Below are 15,376 nucleotides of genomic sequence, written 5' to 3' on the forward strand. Positions count from 1 at the left end.
GAGGAGGACATCACAGTGGCAGAAATCAAAGTTCCAGAATTGGCAGAATCAATTACAGAGGGTACGATTGCTCAATGGTTGAAGCAACCGGGTGATTACGTTGAAAAAGGCGAATACATTGTCGAACTTGAGACAGATAAAGTAAATGTTGAAGTGATCTCTGAAGAAGCAGGAACCATTCAAGAGCTGAAAGCGGATGAAGGTGATACTGTTGAAGTAGGGCAGGTCATTGCCATTGTAGGAGAAGGCGGGGAAGCTCCTGCACCATCTGAACAAAAAGGTGAAGAGAAGGAAGCTCCAAAACAAGAGGAGAAAGCGGAAGAAAAATCTCCTCAAGAAGAAGCACCAGCTGCAAAAGATGATAAGAAAAATCGTCCAATCGCATCACCTGCTGCACGAAAGCTCGCTCGTGAAAAAGGGATCGATCTTTCACAAGTTCCTACCGATCCACTTGGCCGAGTGCGCAAACAGGATATTGAAGCTTATGAAAACAAGCCTGCTTCTGCTCCATCAAAACCTGCACAGGAAGCTAAAAAAGCTCCAGCAAAGAAAGATGATGGAAAGCCGGTCGAACGGGAAAAAATGTCACGCCGCAGACAAACCATTGCAAAACGCCTGGTGGAAGTACAGCAGACAGCTGCAATGTTAACCACTTTCAATGAAATTGATATGTCAGCAGTAATGGAATTGCGTAAACGCAAGAAGGATAAATTCTTTGAAAGTCACGATGTGAGATTAGGGTTCATGAGCTTCTTTACAAAAGCTGTAGTAGCTGCCCTTAAGAAATATCCTTACGTGAATGCTGAAATTGATGGTGATGAAATCGTCCTTAAGAAATATTATGATGTTGGCGTGGCTGTTTCAACTGACGATGGTCTTGTCGTACCGATCGTAAGGGATTGTGACCGCAAAAACTTCGCAGAAATCGAAGGGGAAATCATGGAGCTGGCGACGAAAGCAAGAAATAACAAGCTTTCACTCTCAGACTTACAAGGCGGTTCCTTCACAATAACAAACGGCGGGGTATTTGGATCTTTACTTTCCACTCCTATCTTAAACGGACCACAGGTTGGGATTTTAGGGATGCATACCATTCAACTTCGCCCTGTAGCTATTGATAAGGAAACAATGGAAAATCGTCCAATGATGTATATCGCTCTATCCTATGATCATCGAATCATTGATGGTAAAGAAGCGGTAGGATTCCTTGCAATGGTTAAGAACTTACTGGAAAACCCTGAAGATTTACTTTTAGAGGGTTAAGCCTTTTGTTTGAAATATAGATGAATGATTGTTGGCTGATACATGAACCATGTATCAGCTCTTTTTTTGTTCAGCCGATTTCCCGGCTGCAGATTCCTCATAATCCACTCTTTTTTCACTCTTTTTTACCTTCAACATAAAATATAGTAAAACGAAAACTTTTTTCCTTAAGGAAAGATTTGGACGAAAGGAGCTTTTCAAAAATGAACCCTCGCCATGCAAAAAAAATAATTTATTATACTTATTTATTTCATAAGCTCGGTCTTTTAAATGGTCAACAAAAACAGCAAATAGAGGACTACTATATCCAGAAGCGCAGTAACTTTGAATGAGGAAAAAAAAGACAGACTCTTTAAAGGAGTCTGTCCAGCGATATTCTCAGGGGGTGAGAATGAATGATTTCATTTTATCTTTATTCCCAGTGTCATGATTTCCTAAAAGGTTTTAATCCGCGATTGCGGATTTCTTTTCTTAATAATTGAATCCAGTCCTGATCATTCCCTTGTTTCTCAGCATCGCGATAAGCTGCCACTAACTGTTCATTACTTAAGATTTTCATGACCAACCTCCTAGAATGTTTAAAATATAGAATTTTCTATATTTTCTATATATTTTACATAGAAAATATGATTTTGAAAAGTGTTTTTGTTTAAATCCATCCAAAGTAGTATTTTAAGGATATTTGTAGAAATTGGTTTAATTGATCATTATTTTGTCTAAATAAAAAGTTTAGGTTAACTTGGAGCAATATAAGATATCTGATAAGGATATTTTTCTGGTTATATTAGTTTGAAAATTTTAATTTTTGTGATAATATACACGCATAGAACAACATTTGCATGTACACAAACGATATTTATAACAAAGGGGGATATTCGTTTGACCGACATTTTACAAACTACTATTGGAGCTTTACTTGAGGAGAAAGCCCGTATACAGCCCAACAATGAGGCTGTGGTTTATGCTGACAGAGGATTAAGATGGACATATGAAGAATTGAATCGCAAATGCAGACAAGCTGCCAAAGGTTTCATGAAGCTCGGTGTGGAAAAAGGGGATCACATCGCAATCTGGGCATCCAATACCCCCGAATGGATTTTAAGTCAGTTTTCCACTGGGAAGATGGGAGCGGTATTAGTAACGGTTAATACGAATTATCGCACAGCTGAGCTGGAATATTTATTAAGGCAGTCGGACAGTACAACCATCATCCTGATGGAAGACTACCGGGGTGAATCTTATATTGATATGCTTTATGAAATCTGTCCTGAACTGAATAGTTCAGAACCTGGTAAGTTACATAGTGCAAAGCTTCCCAAATTGAAGAATGTCATTGTATTGGGAAATAAGAAATATCCCGGTACATTCAATTGGGAAGAAATCATGGAAATGGGAAATGGAGTGGAGGATGAAGAGTTAGACAACAGGATGAAAAACCTGTCACCTCATGAAGTGATAAATATGCAGTATACATCAGGAACAACGGGTTTTCCAAAAGGGGTGATGCTCACTCATTCAAATATTGTCAATAACGCCTATAATGTGGCTGGCTGTATGAGACTGACAAATGAAGATCGATTGTGTATACCCGTACCATTCTTTCATTGCTTCGGATGCGTGATGGGAACCTTGGCCTGTGTAACTGTTGGTGCTGTAATGGTACCTGTACAGGAATTTAATCCCTCACAAGTTCTTCAGGTTGTACAGGATGAAAGATGTACAGCTTTACATGGTGTACCAACCATGTTCATTGGAGAATTGAATCTTTCTGATTTCGATGACTATGATCTGAGCAGTCTGCGGACAGGAATAATGGCCGGCAGTAACTGTCCGATTGAAGTAATGAAGGATGTAATGAATAAAATGGGGGCTGAAGAAATCACAATTGCATATGGACAGACTGAATCTTCACCAGTCATCACTCAAACGCGCACACACGATCCCATCGAATTAAAGGTCGAGACAGTGGGAAGAGGACTTCCTCATGTAGAAGTTAAAATTGTAGAGCCCGGCACCGACCGGGAAGTGCCCAACGGGACACAGGGAGAGCTTTGTACCAGGGGATACCATGTGATGAAAGGGTATTATAAGAACGAAGAAGCAACCAAAGCTGCCATTGATCACGATAATTGGCTGCATACAGGTGACTTGGCTGTAATGGATGAGTATGGATACTGCCGGATTACCGGAAGATTAAAGGACATGATCATAAGAGGCGGTGAAAATATTTATCCTCGTGAAATAGAAGAGTTTTTGTATTCACACCCTAAAATACTCGATGTTCAGGTGATTGGAATTCCGGACGAAACTTTCGGGGAGGAAGTTATGGCCTGGGTCATCCTTAAAGAAGGCCAGAAGGCTTCAGCCGATGAAATCAAGGAATACTGCAGAGGGAAAATATCACGGCATAAGATTCCGAGATACATTGAATTCACGGATGCATATCCGATGACAGCTTCAGGTAAAATTCAAAAGTTCAGATTGAAAGAACAAGCCCAAAAAGCGATTGCCCCAAAAGGATAAAGTAATTTGTAAGCGCATTCTTAAAAGCCGATCCGTTTTCATCAGGATCGGCTTTTTTTATTGCCTTTTATGAAAAATCCTGCTTTTGAACAATCGAAGGCACATATTACTGAAAAATCAAAACGAGTTTGATAAAATAAATCTAATCATCAATATCGCAAGAGGAGAGATAGCGTGAACGTATTTGTTTATGGGACATTAAGAAGACATGAAGTGAATCATTCGCTTCTAAATGAAGCTCAATTGCAGTATGAACAAGCATGGATAGAAGGGAAGCTTTTTGATACCGATAAAGGTTATCCAGCTCTTAAAGAAGGTGAAGGTACAGTATATGGCGAAGTATATAAAATAAATGATGTCCAGCTTGCCAAACTCGATGAGATTGAGGATTACATCGAAGGCAGGGAAGAAAATCTATATAATCGTCAACTTTGCAAAGTGAGTACGGATCAAGGTCCAATTGAAGCTTTCGTATACTTTGGGTTAGAGGAAAAAATGTTTCAATCCGAAATATCCTCGGGAGATTGGAAAGTACATCAATTTATTAATAAAAAGCCTCAGCGGATATTATATTTTGCATATGGTTCGTGTATGGACGATGCACGATTCAAATTGGCAAAGGTAGAACATCACTTTCAAAATTGTCTTGGGGCGGGAACGTTGAAGGGATATTCCATGAGGTATTTATTTAAAGTAGATGATGGCGGCCGGGGGGATATCATTGAAGATGGAGGAACAATGGAAGGCGTCGTTTATGATGTGCCTCAAGAAGCGGTTGAATATCTGTTTACAAGAGAAGGAGTCGCTCCTGGCTGGTACAGGGCAGCTTTTGTAGATGTCACCATTGGCGGGAAACTGTATGAGGATGTGCTTACTTTTATTGTTAAGACCAAGTTCGACGAAGTACTTCCTCCGGAACATTATGCACAGGAAATCTTAAGAGGGAGCCTTCCGCATGTCAGTGCAGCATATCACTCAAAGTTACAGCAGCAGCTTATTGACCTCGGAATGGTTGAAGAGCAAGTGAAAAGTCTGCTAAAAGCGCCAAAGTCCTCATAATATAAATCACTGCAATTAAAATAAGTTTAACAACCAGAATAGCATCTTGTAAGAACCATCATTTTCTCGAATTGATTGCTTGTTTTCTTCAATCCAGTAATGGGTAAAGGAAGCTTGTGGGAACATTTTTACTGAGCCTTTTTTACAGAAAAGGGGTGCTTCATGGAGACCTTACTTGATCTAGTCGACCAATTCGGATATATAGCCATGTTTCTTTTTAGCTGGATCGTTTTTTTGGGCCTGCCTGTCCCTAATGAAATAGCAGCTGCTTTTGCGGGATATATTTCTGAATGGAGGCATTTCAATCCATACACCTCTTTTCTGTTCATGTACAGCGGATTAATAAGCTATGGTATGTTCGGCTTTCTTATAGGAAAGCGATATGGAACCAGACTGCTGCTTCGTTTCTTTAAAAGCAGTAAGACACAGGGGCTTATCCTGAAAAGTGAGACATGGATTGATAAATATGGATTATTTGCTATTTCCATCAGTTATTTCATACCCGGTATCCGTCTTGTAATGCCTTATATAGCAGGTACTGGTAAGGGCATCACATTATTAAAATTTTTGTTGTATGCCGTACCTTCTGCAGGCATTTGGGCACTGGTTTATTTTCAGATAGGAAGATACTTTCCTGTGAGTTTTCAATCAATCGTGGAAGAAGTCAGTTTAAAAGCTGGAATGATAGCCGGGGTAATCGTTTCGGCGGTACTTCTTTATTATTTCTATCTGTTTTTGAAAAAGAGGTATCCTTCACTAACACGAAAAAGGATAAGGTACCGAAAATAAATAACCGATTTAACGGAATCGTTAAATCGGTTTAACTATGTGGTGAGGATTCATCTTTAATAATCGTGTAAAAATGATCAAATACACCAATTGCTTTGATGGTGGTACGGTCTCCGTGTTGGTCTTCGTATATTTTTCCCACTGTATTAAATATCAAATATTCACTCTTAATATTGGAGCCTGTCTCGATCAGGGTATATACAGAGTTTTCATCTGCTTTTCTTGTGCAGGTTACTTTCTCTTTACAGTCTATCTGGTATTTTTCCTCCAGCCATGTGTAAAATTGCTCTTCTGACGGACGATGAGTGGTCATATAATAGCCAAGGAAAAGGATAGAGATAAAGAGAATCTGGAAGATCGCTTTTTTCATTGAATAACGCCTTTCGAGTTATTTTCTCCTATAATATACCATATATTGTGAGAGAATGACAGGTTGGATATGAGAATAGAATAATGATCAACGTTAATGAAATATTCTTTGGACCAGTGAAGTTTGCAGTTGAACAATAGACTGGGGAAGAATATACTAAATACATACAATGGTACTAGGAGGATTCAGATGATACATCATACTTGGACAGAAAACAGCGCAGTGAAGCTGGTTAAATGTGTACATACCGATGCGAAAAAATACACAGTGGAAAACGTTCTTGAAATCGGGAAAGAATACGAAGTGAAAAATGAATCAGAAGATTATTACTTTGTAATTGATGAAAGCGGCAAAATGGGAGGATTCTATAAAGAATACTTCGAGGAAATAAAATAAGATTATCATAAAGCTGATTTCTCTCTTGAGTTGAAATCAGCTTTTTTTAAATTGTCATAAAGGGGGATATGGTTGGTGCGGCATTCATTTACTATAAAAACGGCAATGCTTGAAGATTTGTCTTCCATAACAGGGTTATTTAAGGAATACGAAACGAAGGTATATGGAGAAAGTCAAACCAGCGAAATGGAAATTCGCGAAATGTTAACATCGATAGACGAAAAGGACCGTAAAGGATTGTGGGAAAATGGGGAATTGAAAGGTTTTTCCATTCTGACAGTGAAAGATCACCGCCTGCCTTCTCTTTTATTGACTTCCCCTGATGAAAGTATGAATCTTTATATGAATGAATTGCTGGATGAGCTTTGCCAATCGGCTGTTAGAAAAAAGAAAGATTCTAAGGATGAAAAGGTGATTGTTTTATCGGCAAACCTTGAGACCGAAAAAGAAACCCTTGAAGAATATGGTTTCAAACCTCTACGCCATTGGTTTCAAATGAAATTAGATTTGAATGATTACAAGGAGGGGCAGGGTATTAGTCAGATTGTGTCGGAGCCAGGAATATCTACCTTCCATTTGAGTGATACAGAGAAACTGCATGCAATATTTGAAGAAGTGTTCTCGGATCACTTTGATTACCACCCAACGAGTCTTGAAGAGTTCAAAAAGAGATTCGGGAGGGACTCATTTGATCCCCATCTGTGGTTCTTATTGAAGTATGAAAGTGATGTGATTGGCTTTATACTTTGCACGGTTAATGATGAAACGAAAATAGGTGAAATCACTCATTTAGGTGTGCAGAAAAAATGGAGAAAAAAAGGGTTTGCCAATGTTTTGCTGCATCATGCATTCAGAGCCCTTAAACAAAAAGGAATGACTTCTGCCGCACTCTCTGTGGACAGTGACTCCCTGACCGATGCAACGGTCGTCTATCAAAAGGCAGGTATGCATGTCCAAAGAAGCTTCACCCGCTGCGACTTAACCGTATAATATCCTATGGGGGCTGGGATGGAACAAAAGTGCTTTAGCCCCCGTAAAATCCTAATTACCGAATTAATTCGCCTTCTAGCTGGCAGTTAGTTTGGTTTTTCAATTTACATGTAGATTTAGGTGTCAGCTCTTTCCAGCGGTTGATTGGAGTGCAAAACGAAGACTCCTGCGGGAAAGCGAGTTAGGTGAGACCCCGCAGGAGCGAATGCGACGAGGAGCATTCCTGTTATAAAGTAAATTGCGTTAATATCGAAGTTTTTGCGATGTGCATAAAAAAAGCCCCCTTGGTACGATAGAGAGTGTCATGCATGACCTCGAATTAAGTACCGAAGGGAGACTTCTATTATGGATTTTACACAAAATGAACGACTTAAGCAAATCAATGAACAGACACTAATTATAGGAATTGATATCGCCAAACATAAGCATGTTGCCAGGGCGATTGATGATCGGGGAATCGACTTATCCAAGCGCTTGGTTTTCCCTAACACGTTAGAAGGATTCAAACTATTACTCGAGTGGGCTAAGCAGTTAAGCGCTCAAACATCCCGTCCCAACCTGATGATCGGTATGGAGCCCACAGGGCATTATTGGATTAATCTAGCGTATTTCTTGAAATCTCAGAGTGAAAGGCCAGTCGTGGTAAACCCGATGAAGGTGAAGAAATCAAAAGAACTGGATGATGATTCGCCCACCAAAAATGACACCAAAGATGCGAAAGTCATCGCTCAAGTCATGCGAGCGGGTCGTTATCATGAGCCCATCTTACCTGAGGGGTTGTATGCCGAGTTACGTGAAGGAGTCAAACTCTATGACATCATCCAAGAGGATTTGTCATCCATTAAAGCTCAAATTCATAATGCGCTGGATCGCTATTTCCCTGAATTCTTAACTGTATTTAAAAAGTGGGATGGGAAAACAGCTTTATATTTATTGAAGTGTGGATATCTTCCAGATGATATTCAACAGAAAACAGAAGATGAACTTCTAAAAGAAGTGAAAACTAAAGTAACTAAAAATATTGGGATAGCGCGTATGCGCCATCTGAAAAAGGCAGCTGCCTCCAGTATTGGACTGACCGTAGGTCTTCGAATGGCTCGTGAAGAACTTCGCTATCTTGTCGATCAGTATGAATTATTAAACGGTCGTCTAGAAGCCCTTAAGGGAGAACTTGAAGAGCTTGTTCGAATGGTTCCTGGGGCCGATAGTATGATGGCTATAAAAGGCGTCGGGCCTATGACAGTTGTTGGCTTCTTTGCCGAGATTGGTGACCTTTCAAACTATAGAGATCCACGACAAATTATCAAATTAGCAGGACTCAATCTGATGATAAACCAATCCGGCAAGCATAAAGGGCAGACGACCATCACCAAACGAGGGCGGCGGAGATTACGTACAATTTTATATCAAGTCGCTCGCCCATTAGCCTTTCATAATAAAGGGTTTAAGGCCCTGCACAATTACTACAAACACCGTAGAAACAATCCTCTAAAGGGGAAACAATCTTATGTCGCTTTAGGTCGTAAACTGATTAAAATTCTATTTGTGATGGGGACACGGAAGTGTGCCTTTAGTGAAGAACGCATGCTTCGTGATATCCCGCATATTACTGATGTGCAGGCTGCTTAATACGTAATAGGTTATAGTTTCACATTATACTCTGTTTTTTAACGAATTTTTTTGTAAATCAAAAGAAGCACGGATAAGCCGGTCAACATTCCGAGCATTAGGGCATAGACCCACCCGAGGAGCATATCCGGCATCCACACATGGTCAGGTCGAACGAAGGAATTTGCGCGCATAGACGCCGAGAGAAATGGGAGGGTCCACCACCATGTCGCTTGTGGAGATCCAAAGGTGCGATCATATTATTTAGTACCTTTTATTGGAAATAACCCTTTCCAGTCTATTTAAGTGCCAAGTATGTTTCCAGATATATTTAAATCTGGGTGTATCTGTTTGACCATGTCATGTATCTTCTTTTGAACACTTAAGAAATCCAGAGAAAAACAAAGGTATTTTAAGTAACCTGTCATTATCGTGAGGGAGGCTCACCAACCGCCCGCGGAAAGCGAAGTTTTGTTACGGAAATCATTAGCGGTATTAAGGGACTACTCTGAAGTTGTTGGTACTTTTGTGTTGGTTTTTTAATTTTTGTCCCCTCCGCTCTTTATTTCAAAGCTCCTTTTTTGCAGTGTAAGCGCTCTTACATGTATGATGTGTCTAGTAGATGAATTGGAAAGGATGTCATGGATGAATTACGAAACAGCCCTACCGGAAACGGTAATGGATATAGTTAACCAAAGAAAAGAATTATTTAATAGATCACAATATGGATACCTGATAGGGGAAGGAGGCTACTCCTCAAGTGATCATAACATCATTGAAGACAGCATCATCTCATTATCAATGGGGAAAAACGTTCTCTTAAAAGGTCCTACAGGTTCAGGTAAAACCAAGTTATCAGAAACCTTATCCTCTATATTCACACAGCCGATGCACAGTATAAACTGCTCCGTCGATCTGGATGCGGAAGCCTTACTTGGTTATAAGACAATCGCGGATAAAAACGGCAAAAACTCGATTGAATTCATTGAGGGTCCTGTCATCCAGGCAATGAAAAAAGGGCACCTTTTATATATTGATGAAATCAATATGGCGAAGCCTGAAACTCTGCCGATCCTAAATGGTGTACTGGATTACCGCCGAAGCATCACGAATCCGTTTACAGGGGAAGTGATCAAAGCTGCACCCACATTTGGAGTGATCGCCGCAATCAATGAAGGCTATGTAGGAACTGTCCCATTGAATGAAGCGCTGAAAAACAGATTCGTTGTTATTGATGTCCCTTATATCGAAGGTGAAGTATTGACCTCAGTCATTAAAAGCCAAAGCCAGTTAAATGATGAGAAACTGATCGGTAAATTCGTTGATTTGTCCTCCGATTTATTGATTCAGGTGAAAAACGGTCAGGTTTCAGAGGAAGCGGCATCGATCCGCGCCCTGCTGGATGCTTGTGACCTGGCAGTATTCTTACCGGCTAAACGGGCCATTCAGCGTGGTATTATCGATAAATTGGAAGATGACCGCGAGAAAGCGGCCATAAAAAATATTGCGGAAACCTTATTTGAATGAGGGATCAATAATGGAAAGGTTTATTCAATTCAACGATGAAAACATTGATTCATTTCTATTTATGGAAATGGCTGATTTAGCAAAGACCCTTTCCCAAAATGGTGATATGGAACTCAAATATGGGCCTTTTTCTTATTTAGATTATAAACAGCAGACCGTGTATGTCAGCCATTTTTGGGATCATAGGAATAGAGTCGATGAGGTAAACGGTTTAAAAAGTGATATATACCTCAGGACAGTTGGAAACCTAGCGGAAACCGACAATAACGAAGTGGTGAAGTACCTTAAGAAGATTAAGACAACGTCCATCCCGAAGTTTTCAAAGCAATTATTTGTAATGGGGGAAGACTTGCGGCTGGAAGAGATTTGCAAGGCTAAAAGACCGGGAACCAAACAGGCATTTTCAACAAGAAGAGAGTTATATCGTCAGTATTTTAAAGCTCAACTCAAAGTAAACTTAACTAAAAGCGTTTTTACTGATTCCTTATTTAATGCGTTATTTCTTATGTTGAATGCCCAGTCGCCGCTGGAAGAGCCTCCATCCATTAACGAAGAACTCGACTTGGCCATGCCGTTCCTCCAATCCCAGCTTACCCGCTTCTATGAAACGGATTCAACTGCCGAGGTTGTAAGGATTTGTTTGGAAATCATTGACGTTGTCAATGAAATCGTAAAGAAAGATATGCTTAATGAATATTTTCATTTACCGGAAGATGCATATGAACAAATAGATCTGCCTGCTGAAACCTTTGATGACCTTAAACGGAAGGATCCACTGGCTAATCACGATATCCTGGAGGAAGCAAGCACAGGCGATGAAGAAGTGATCGATGAAGAATTCCGTACATGGCACAGGGAAACGGAGGATAAAGGTGAATCCTTTTTACAATTCGACTTGGATCAGGGGTCACAATCGGATTTAATGGGTGAGGGTGTCCGTGAAGGGGATGATGGAGACCAGGCCCTTGCAATGGTTCAGGGATCCGCTCAAGAAACTGACAAAGAACATTATGAGAATGTGAAATCAGCGGAGAAAGAACATGAAGAACTGAAAGGAGGGGGGGAAAGTAAATACGGAAAAGATAATCGTTATGCAGTTCCATATTTTCTTTCACCTTCGATTCCAAGCTTTGAAGAGCAGCAGCTTTATCGCACTTATAAAGCTGAAATCTCTCCTTTCCAGAAAAAACTTCAGAAGATGATTGAAAAAACGCTCGAGCATAAAAGGATTCAACCAAGGTCAGACCTGCATTTTGGACGCTTAAACAACAAACTGCTGCGGTTTTTAACCGATGATAATCCAAGACTTTTTTACAAAAAGCAAAATCCATCGACTGAAATAGATGCTGTCTTTTCTCTCCTGGTTGATTGCTCAGGATCGATGTTTGATAAAATGGATCAAACAAAATTGGGAATCACTTTATTCCACGAGTCTTTGAAATCCGTACGGGTCCCTCATGAAGTAGTGGGTTTCTGGGAAGATACCAATCAGGCAACCAGGACCAGCCAGCCTAATTATCTGAAGCCCGTGCTGGATTATTCAGCTTCCCTGAAACCATCCTCCGGAGCGGAGATTTTACAACTGGAACCTGAAGAAGATAACCGCGATGGATTTGCCGTCAGACTAATGACGGAGAGAATCTTAAGAAGAAATGAAAAACAAAAATTTCTTCTTGTCTTTTCAGACGGTGAACCGGCAGCGATGGATTATGATCAAAATGGAATCGTCGATACGCATGAAGCTGTACTTGATGCCAGGAAAAGAGGAATCGAAGTCATCAACGTGTTCTTATCAAATGGACCTATTGATGAAGGTCAGCGAAATACCATCCGAAATATATATGGAAACTACAGTATCTTGGTCTCAGATATAGAAGAGCTTCCTGACGTGTTATTTCCATTGCTCCGTAAGCTCCTTTATAAAAGTATATAAAATGAATGAATTTCAGGCGATTCACCAAAATAGGTGATATCGCCTTTTTATGTGATAGGGGTTTATTTTTTTCATAATATTGTAGTAGATGGAAAGTTTAAGGTTTAGGTAACAGCGGATGGGTTATTAATGTAATCATAAGCTGAAGATGCTTTTTATTGGAGGTTGTATCGTGGAAGAAATAGATTTGCATCATATCTTTGAACTCGGACTGATATTAGTGATGATCGCTGCGGGGATAACGGCGATTGCTAAGAAATTCAAGCAGCCTTACCCTATTGCACTTGTCATTGTAGGAGCTTCAATAGGATTATTGAACATCCCTATTTTAGAACCCCTAAAGGAATTCATCACAGAGGGAGAAGTCTTTAATTTTGTCATCATCACACTTTTTCTGCCTGCATTGTTAGGGGAGGCAGCGTTAAAACTCCCATTTTCTCAACTAAATTCAAATAAGGAACCGGTTTTGGCGCTTGCTTTCGGAGGAACGTTTCTTTCCTTTTTGATCATCGGGTTTTCTGCCTATTATTTCTTTGGTTTTCCGATTCCTGCGGCATTTGTGTTTGGTGCGTTAATGAGTGCGACGGATCCTGTGAGTGTGCTGTCCATCTTCAAAAGTGTAGGAGTGAAGAAGAGGCTGGCAGTCGTGATTGAAGGTGAGAGTTTATTTAATGATGGGTTAGCGGTTGTCTTATTCAATATTTCTGCTTTCTATTTATTATCATACATAGACGCTGGCTGGGCTGGACTCGGCAGCGGGTTGTGGGAATTCATCCGTGTTGTTTCATTGGGGGTCATTATTGGAGGGTCCCTGGGATATGCCTTTTCCATCCTTACAAAGTATTTTGATGACTACCCATTAGAAATCATATTTAGTATCATTTTATTTTATGGTTCCTTCCTCCTCGCTGAAAGTGTCCATGCATCCGGGGTTATCGCGGTGGTGATTGCAGCCCTCATTTTTGGCAATTATGGCGGTAAAATCGGTATGAGCCCTACGACTAAGCTGAACATCAACAGCTTTTGGGATGTAGCCGCGTTACTTGCGAATTCACTTGTATTTTTAATGGTCGGTCTTGAAATAACAAGGATTGATTTGATGGAAAAATGGCCGCTAATATTTGCTGCCATTCCAATCGTGCTGATTGCAAGAAGTATTGCTGTTTACTCCAGTCTTTCCTTGATCAGTAATTTCCCTAACAAATGGAAACATGTATTGAATTGGGGAGGCTTAAAGGGGTCGCTTTCTGTTGCCCTTGTATTAAGTCTTCCAAGGGATTTTCCGGCCCGGGAGGATGTATTGATTCTTGGATTCAGCGTTGTACTCTTCAGCTTGGTGGTCCAAGGGTTAACTATTAAACCGTTAATTTCCTTGCTTGGGGTAAAGGCGAAAGAAGGGGAGCATCAGGAGTTTCAAGAATTGCTGTCCCAAGTCCATCGTTATGAAACGGCCATTTCTGAAATACATCGCGTCAAACAAAAGCTTTATATTACCGATACAGTCTCTGAAGAAGTAATGGATATGTATAAGAAACGAATTGATATGATTAAGGCACAGTTAAATAACCTTTATGAAGAACATCCGGAGTTAAAGGAAAATCAGCTATTAACCTTAAAGAAGCATGCATTATATGCTGAGTACGACGCCATTTTAAAACTTGAAAAAGAAGATATCATTTCAAGTACCCTTGCTGAAAGGCAGTACGACGCGATTACCGATGCCATCGTAAATAATGAAGAAAAGTAAAGGAGACGCCTCGAGGGCGTCTCTTATTTTTTTATTTCCATTAACTTTTGTTTCAATTCCTGTTCCATGACCACCATTTCCTGTTCTGCTTGCTGGCGTTTTTGACGTCCTTCCGCTTGAATGGTCAAGGTTTCCTCAATGGTTGTTATTAAATTTTCTTGAGTTTTCTTAAGTGTTTCCACATCAATGATTCCTCGTTCATTTTCCCGTGCAGTCTCAATACTGTTTGTTTTCAGCATTTCTGAGTTTTTTAATAGAAGTTCATTCGTTGTACGCGATACCTGTTTTTGAGCCGTGACCGCTTTCTGTTGATTTAACAGGGTGAGCGCTATCGCAATCTGGTTTTTCCACAGTGGTATGGCAGTAAGGATGGACGCCTGGATCTTTTCCGCCAGGGCCTGGTTGGTATTCTGAATCAAGCGGATTTGCGGGGCAGACTGAATAGTCATTTGTCTGCTTAATTTGAGGTCGTGAATCCGCTTGTCCAGGCGATCAAGAAACTGCATTGTATCATTTACTTCTTGAAAAAGAAGTTCGTCCCCCGATTCTTCTGCTTTTTTGCGTAAGGCGGGAAGGAGTGTATGCTGGATTTCATCCCTTTTAAGCTCCGCTGCAGCAATATAAATATTCAGAGCCTGAAAGTAATCCTTATTTTTTTCGTAGAGTGTTTCCAAAAGTCTATTATCATCCAGCAATGTTTTCTGGGAATGTTCCAGCCTTACGGAAATGCGGTCAATCTGCGAACCTATTTTTTGATATTTGGAAAGAACCTCCTGTAAGGACGAAGAGACTTTTCTGAATAATTTTTTGAAAATCCCTTTTTGCTGCGTATTCAATTCTTCCGGATTCATCTGTTCCAGTTTTTTCATTAGATCGCTTAATACATCCCCGATAGGTCCGATATCCCTTTTTTGGACATGATCGAGCATCGAATGAGAGAAGCTTGATAACTGGTTTTGTGCGGCAGTACCGTATTTTAGTATGGCCTCATAATCTTTATAATCGATCTGTTCAGCGAGTTGCTTTGCCTTTTCCTGTTGTTCTTTTGGAAGTCGGTCCACTAAGGCAGGATTGCTGGGCGTATGGGTGTCCGCTTCATTTGAAAATGGGTTGGAAAGCAGTTGGTCTAATTCATTAAGCTCCTGACGTTGTTCCATGATAAAACCTCCAT

At 40.3% G+C, this 15,376-nt stretch carries 13 protein-coding genes; 10 read left to right on the forward strand and 3 right to left on the reverse strand.

From position 1 onward, the window contains the following. The first annotated feature begins 15 nt into the window (after positions 1-15). Positions 16-1,263, forward strand: a complete 1,248-nt coding sequence (gene odhB, locus HWX64_RS20755) for a 2-oxoglutarate dehydrogenase complex dihydrolipoyllysine-residue succinyltransferase (RefSeq protein WP_175991393.1) — start codon at positions 16-18, stop codon at positions 1,261-1,263. A gap of 424 nt (positions 1,264-1,687) precedes the next feature. Here odhB and sda read toward each other — a convergent pair whose 3' ends face one another. Further along, a complete protein-coding gene (gene sda / locus HWX64_RS20760) occupies positions 1,688-1,822 on the reverse strand; it encodes a sporulation histidine kinase inhibitor Sda (RefSeq protein ID WP_172251557.1) in 135 nt (44 codons plus the stop codon). A 329-nt stretch (positions 1,823-2,151) separates the two neighbouring features. Here sda and HWX64_RS20765 point away from each other — a divergent pair, with 329 nt between their 5' ends. The 3 genes from HWX64_RS20765 to HWX64_RS20775 all read left to right on the forward strand — a co-directional run bounded on the left by HWX64_RS20765 (position 2,152) and on the right by HWX64_RS20775 (position 5,634). Beyond that, positions 2,152-3,786, forward strand: coding sequence for an AMP-binding protein (locus HWX64_RS20765; RefSeq protein ID WP_175991634.1), 1,635 nt, complete (start codon positions 2,152-2,154; stop codon positions 3,784-3,786). 174 nt (positions 3,787-3,960) lie between these two features. Beyond that, entirely contained in the window at positions 3,961-4,845 is an 885-nt protein-coding gene (locus HWX64_RS20770; RefSeq protein ID WP_175991394.1) for a gamma-glutamylcyclotransferase, read from the forward strand. A 162-nt stretch (positions 4,846-5,007) separates the two neighbouring features. After that, positions 5,008-5,634: a DedA family protein gene (locus tag HWX64_RS20775; protein ID WP_175991395.1), complete on the forward strand. Its 627-nt coding sequence runs from the start codon at positions 5,008-5,010 to the stop codon at positions 5,632-5,634. Between the two features lie 31 nt (positions 5,635-5,665). On the opposite strand, the gene HWX64_RS20780 is transcribed toward HWX64_RS20775, so the two are convergent. After that, positions 5,666-6,004: a hypothetical protein gene (locus tag HWX64_RS20780; protein ID WP_175991396.1), complete on the reverse strand. Its 339-nt coding sequence runs from the start codon at positions 6,002-6,004 to the stop codon at positions 5,666-5,668. Between the two features lie 189 nt (positions 6,005-6,193). On the opposite strand from HWX64_RS20780, the gene HWX64_RS20785 reads away from it, so the two are divergent. From HWX64_RS20785 to HWX64_RS20810, 6 genes are all read left to right on the forward strand, one after another. Continuing rightward, positions 6,194-6,400, forward strand: coding sequence for a DUF6501 family protein (locus tag HWX64_RS20785; RefSeq protein ID WP_175991397.1), 207 nt, complete (start codon positions 6,194-6,196; stop codon positions 6,398-6,400). Positions 6,401-6,475: 75 nt separating this feature from the next. Beyond that, positions 6,476-7,390: a GNAT family N-acetyltransferase gene (locus tag HWX64_RS20790; protein WP_175991398.1), complete on the forward strand. Its 915-nt coding sequence runs from the start codon at positions 6,476-6,478 to the stop codon at positions 7,388-7,390. 345 nt (positions 7,391-7,735) lie between these two features. After that, complete coding sequence (locus HWX64_RS20795) at positions 7,736-9,019, forward strand: IS110 family transposase (RefSeq protein ID WP_175989851.1); 1,284 nt, start codon at positions 7,736-7,738, stop codon at positions 9,017-9,019. 624 nt (positions 9,020-9,643) lie between these two features. Beyond that, on the forward strand, positions 9,644-10,525 hold the full coding sequence (locus HWX64_RS20800; RefSeq protein ID WP_175991399.1) for an AAA family ATPase: 882 nt from the start codon (positions 9,644-9,646) through the stop codon (positions 10,523-10,525). Positions 10,526-10,535: 10 nt separating this feature from the next. Then, positions 10,536-12,458 carry a nitric oxide reductase activation protein NorD gene (locus tag HWX64_RS20805; protein ID WP_175991400.1) on the forward strand — a complete coding sequence of 641 codons (1,923 nt, stop codon included), beginning with the start codon at positions 10,536-10,538 and terminating at the stop codon, positions 12,456-12,458. A gap of 172 nt (positions 12,459-12,630) precedes the next feature. Beyond that, positions 12,631-14,205: a sodium:proton antiporter gene (locus tag HWX64_RS20810; protein ID WP_175991401.1), complete on the forward strand. Its 1,575-nt coding sequence runs from the start codon at positions 12,631-12,633 to the stop codon at positions 14,203-14,205. A gap of 23 nt (positions 14,206-14,228) precedes the next feature. Here HWX64_RS20810 and HWX64_RS20815 read toward each other — a convergent pair whose 3' ends face one another. Beyond that, positions 14,229-15,362, reverse strand: a complete 1,134-nt coding sequence (locus HWX64_RS20815; protein ID WP_175991402.1) for a toxic anion resistance protein — start codon at positions 15,360-15,362, stop codon at positions 14,229-14,231. Positions 15,363-15,376 lie beyond the last annotated feature (14 nt).

Source organism: Bacillus sp. Marseille-Q1617 (assembly GCF_903645295.1).
GTDB lineage: Bacteria > Bacillota > Bacilli > Bacillales > Bacillaceae_B > Rossellomorea.